The following is a 3,372-nucleotide window of genomic DNA, read 5'->3' on the forward strand; positions in this document are numbered from 1 at the left end:
GCAAGCGGCGTTACGCTCGTAGGGCGATTTAAACTAACCGACGCCCCGGGGCGCAAAATTTCAAAATTTAACGCCGCGCAGTTAGAAGGCTTGAAGCGCGAATTTATCGCTAATGGCGTAGGGGCGATATGTAAAAATAGCGCGGGTGCGGCGATATTAAACAAAGGCGTGCGGCTACGCGGCGTGTATGAGCTTGGCGGACGGCGGGCGTTTGAGATTAACGCGGATAAAAGCAGTTGCGAATAGTTCTATTTTTGGTGCTTTTTAGCGTAGCGGCGCTTTGCGGAGACGCTTACGACGCCGCGCGCGAATACGCTAAATTTTATAAAAAAGCCCTACCGCTGCGAACTAGCCAAAATCTCGTACTAAACGATCTTTTAAACGTTGCGGACAGACTGCTTTACAGGTACGGCGTAAACGACACGAAGCAAGTTTGGATCTCGAAATTTACCCTGCGGCAATTAGAGGCGTTTGCCGCGCAAGTCCGCAAGCAAAATTTAGCTCAAATTTGCGCCGATCCCGACGCGCTAGCGATCTTAAACGCGAAAATTACGATGGATCAGGTATTTTATTTAGCCGACGGCGGAAGGCTTTTGTTTTCTTACGAGATTAAGGCCGCAGACTGCAAAAAGTAGCGCCGTCAAGCGTAAATTCGCGCTTTCTAGCGTTTTATTTTTTAGAAAAATTTTAAAATTTCACGCAAAATTTCGTCCATCCGTTTTTGCTCTCGCACGAGATTTTAAATCCAAGCTCGTCGCAAAATTTCTTAACTAAATTTAGCCCGACGCCCAGCCCGCCGTTTCGCTCGTCAAAGCGCGCGTAAAGCTCGAAAATTTTACCTAAATTTTCAGGCGCGATACCTTCGCCGCTATTTGCGACGCAAAGTTTATCCGCGCTTAAAAAAATCTCGATGCGCCCGCCATCGTTTACGTATTTTACGGCATTGCTTAGCAGATTATCGATTATTTTTTCTATCTTTACTGCGGGCGCGCTAATCTCGCATTCGTCGGCGTCCGTAACCAAGTCGATATTTTTTTGCGACAGCTGCGCGCTAAAATACTCTATGCGCTCGTCAAGCATCGCGCTAACGTCGGTTTTATCACCGCTTGCTCGTCCGTCCGCAGCCTCGTTTTCGGGCGCTAAAATTTTACCCGCGCCGGCGTCTTTAAAATTTAGCTCCACTAAATCGTCGTAGAGCTTTGCGATCGTATTTGCCGCGACTTTTATGTTATTTAGGCACTTTTGCGGCGCTTGCTCGAACATCTCCGCACTCATTAAAATAACGCTTACCGGCGTTTTAATCTCGTGCGTCGTGTCGCGTAAAAACGCGTTTAAAAACTCGATTTTCTCATAAAGCGGACGTAGCGAAAGCCGCACTATAAAATACGCGATGAGCAAAATCGCGGTTAAAATTCCGCCCGCCGCAAGCGCGATTTTTAGTTTAAGCTCGTTAAATTTCGCCGTTAAATTTTCGCCGCGGATAAATACGGAATATCCGCCGCGCCCGCGCGTCACGAAATGCACGGTTATAGCCTTTCCGTCGAAAAGATCGGGCGGCATGTCGCGCGCGGAGTCGAAATTTACTGCAAAATCGTTTTTGATTAGTTCGCGCGTGCGTAAATTTAGCGCGCTGGCATTATACTCCGCAAAATCGTCCGCCGTAAGCTCGCCGTTTTGATTGAGTTTCATTTGGATCTCGCGCCTAGCGTCTTTTAGCTCAAAGCGCGCGCCGTCTATGATAAAGCGCGTCTCGCGCTCGTAAAAGAGCTTGCAAAAAAACGCCAAAAACGCGACGCTGGTTAAAAAATATAGTAAGAAAATCGGCAACGCATGGCGGCGATCAGACATATTTGTAGCCTAGTTTGGATTTGCTAATAATGCGCTCTTTGCCCAAAATTTTACGCAGTTCGGCGATATAAACGCGCAGACTGAGCTCGCTGGGGCTCTCGTCGTAGTCCCAAATTTGCGAGAAAATCTCATCGTGCGAGACGAAGCGGTCGCGGTTTTTAAGCAGCAGCGCAAGCAGGGCGCTTTGTTTTTTACTCATCGTTATCGCACGTTCGCCATCATACAGTACGTTTTGCGCTAGATCGAATTTTAGCTCGCCTAAAAGCGGTAAAAAACCGTCCTTGGCGCGAGTAAACGAGCGGCGAAGCAAATTTTGCGCGCGAAGATGTAGTTCGCGCAGCTCGAAAGGTTTTTTTAAATAATCGTCGCAGCCGCTCTCGAAGCCCACCGCGACGTCCGCTACGGTATTTAGCGACGTCGTAAAAATACAAGGCGCGCCGCGACCGGCGTCCCGCAGCTCGCGAAGTAGATTAAAGCCGTTACCGCCTATGATTTTTACGTCGAAAATCCATAGATCAAAGTTTGTTTCATAAGCTATGCTTAGCGCCTCGTCGTAGCTTTTTACGCCCGTAACGTCGTAATTTTGCGAGCGCATGTAATCGCTCATTAAATCAAGAAGCATAGATTCGTCTTCGACGATTAAAATTTTAGGCATTTTTCTTTCTTCGCGTTATCTAGCGGACATTTTTATTTGATTTTATCGTCCGTTTTTAGCGTACCCGTATGCTCGCTTTTGCCGCGGCCATGATGCTCGCTCGTTTCATAAGGCGCCGTAGGCGCTTTAAAACCTTCCTTGCGTCCGCGTTCGCAGCCGCATCTTTCGTCTCGCTCTCCTTTTAATCCGCGTCCGTCGCATTTTCGGCCTAGATCAAAACCGAGTTCGCGCGCTTCTTTCACGCTTAATTTATCGATTTTTTCGTCCATATTTTTTCTAAATTCGCTCATAAATTTCGCCCTGTCCTCGTCGCTTAACGCGTCTAACTTCTCGCGCAACTGCTCGCGAAATTTATCTTTTAGCTCGCGGGCTTGCTTTTCTAGTTTGCCCGCTTCCGCGCGGTTTTTAAACGCCGCTTCGCTCATAGCTTTCGCGTCGCTTGATAAATCTGCGCCAAATAGCGCGCCTGCGGCGAAAACGCCGATTAAAACTAACTTTTTCATTTTATCTCCTTAAAAGTAGTGAGCGCATTTTAAGAAGAATTTGTGAAAAAAACCTAAAATTTTAGCGCTTAAAAACGGAATTTATCTTTTCTACGAAATCTAGCGGGTTTATCTGCGCGCCGTTTGCGATTACGCCGAAGTGCAGGTGCGGCCCGTTTACGCGCCCGCTCTGTCCGCTTAGCCCGATGATCTCGCCTTTTTTAACCGTTTGATTTACGCGCGCGTCTATTCGCGATAGGTGATAATACTGCGTATAGATACCCTCGCCGTGATCTATCACGATCGAGCCGCCCGCGTAGTAGCGATCTTTCGCGATTACGACTACGCCGTCGTTCGCCGCTTTTACGGGGCTGCCTACGTTCGCTC

Annotated in this window: 6 protein-coding genes; 2 read left to right on the plus strand and 4 right to left on the minus strand. The window is 48.1% G+C overall.

The features are described 5' to 3' along the window. Together QZ147_RS08725 and QZ147_RS08730 are read left to right on the plus strand one after the other, a co-directional pair. Positions 1–246, plus strand: a 246-nt coding sequence (locus QZ147_RS08725) for a hypothetical protein (RefSeq protein WP_295149402.1), incomplete at its 5' end; no start/stop codon positions are given. Continuing rightward, the gene (locus tag QZ147_RS08730; protein ID WP_295149404.1) at positions 237–635 is read left to right on the plus strand and encodes a hypothetical protein; all 399 of its coding nucleotides are present in this window, start codon (positions 237–239) and stop codon (positions 633–635) included. The genes QZ147_RS08725 and QZ147_RS08730, both read left to right, overlap by 10 nt. 52 nt (positions 636–687) lie before the next feature. Here QZ147_RS08730 and QZ147_RS08735 read toward each other — a convergent pair whose 3' ends face one another. The 4 genes from QZ147_RS08735 to QZ147_RS08750 all read right to left on the minus strand — a co-directional run. After that, a complete protein-coding gene (locus QZ147_RS08735; RefSeq protein ID WP_295149405.1) occupies positions 688–1,848 on the minus strand; it encodes a HAMP domain-containing sensor histidine kinase in 1,161 nt (386 codons plus the stop codon). Then, complete coding sequence (locus tag QZ147_RS08740; RefSeq protein WP_295149408.1) at positions 1,841–2,503, minus strand: response regulator transcription factor; 663 nt, start codon at positions 2,501–2,503, stop codon at positions 1,841–1,843. The genes QZ147_RS08735 and QZ147_RS08740 overlap by 8 nt, the downstream gene beginning before the upstream one ends. A 32-nt stretch (positions 2,504–2,535) precedes the next feature. Continuing rightward, positions 2,536–3,006 carry a LapA family protein gene (locus tag QZ147_RS08745; protein ID WP_295149411.1) on the minus strand — a complete coding sequence of 157 codons (471 nt, stop codon included), beginning with the start codon at positions 3,004–3,006 and terminating at the stop codon, positions 2,536–2,538. Between the two features lie 61 nt (positions 3,007–3,067). Beyond that, positions 3,068–3,372: M23 family metallopeptidase (locus tag QZ147_RS08750; RefSeq protein ID WP_295149413.1), on the minus strand; the 305-nt coding region annotated here is incomplete at its 5' end.

Source organism: uncultured Campylobacter sp. (assembly GCF_905371695.1).
Lineage (GTDB): Bacteria > Campylobacterota > Campylobacteria > Campylobacterales > Campylobacteraceae > Campylobacter_A.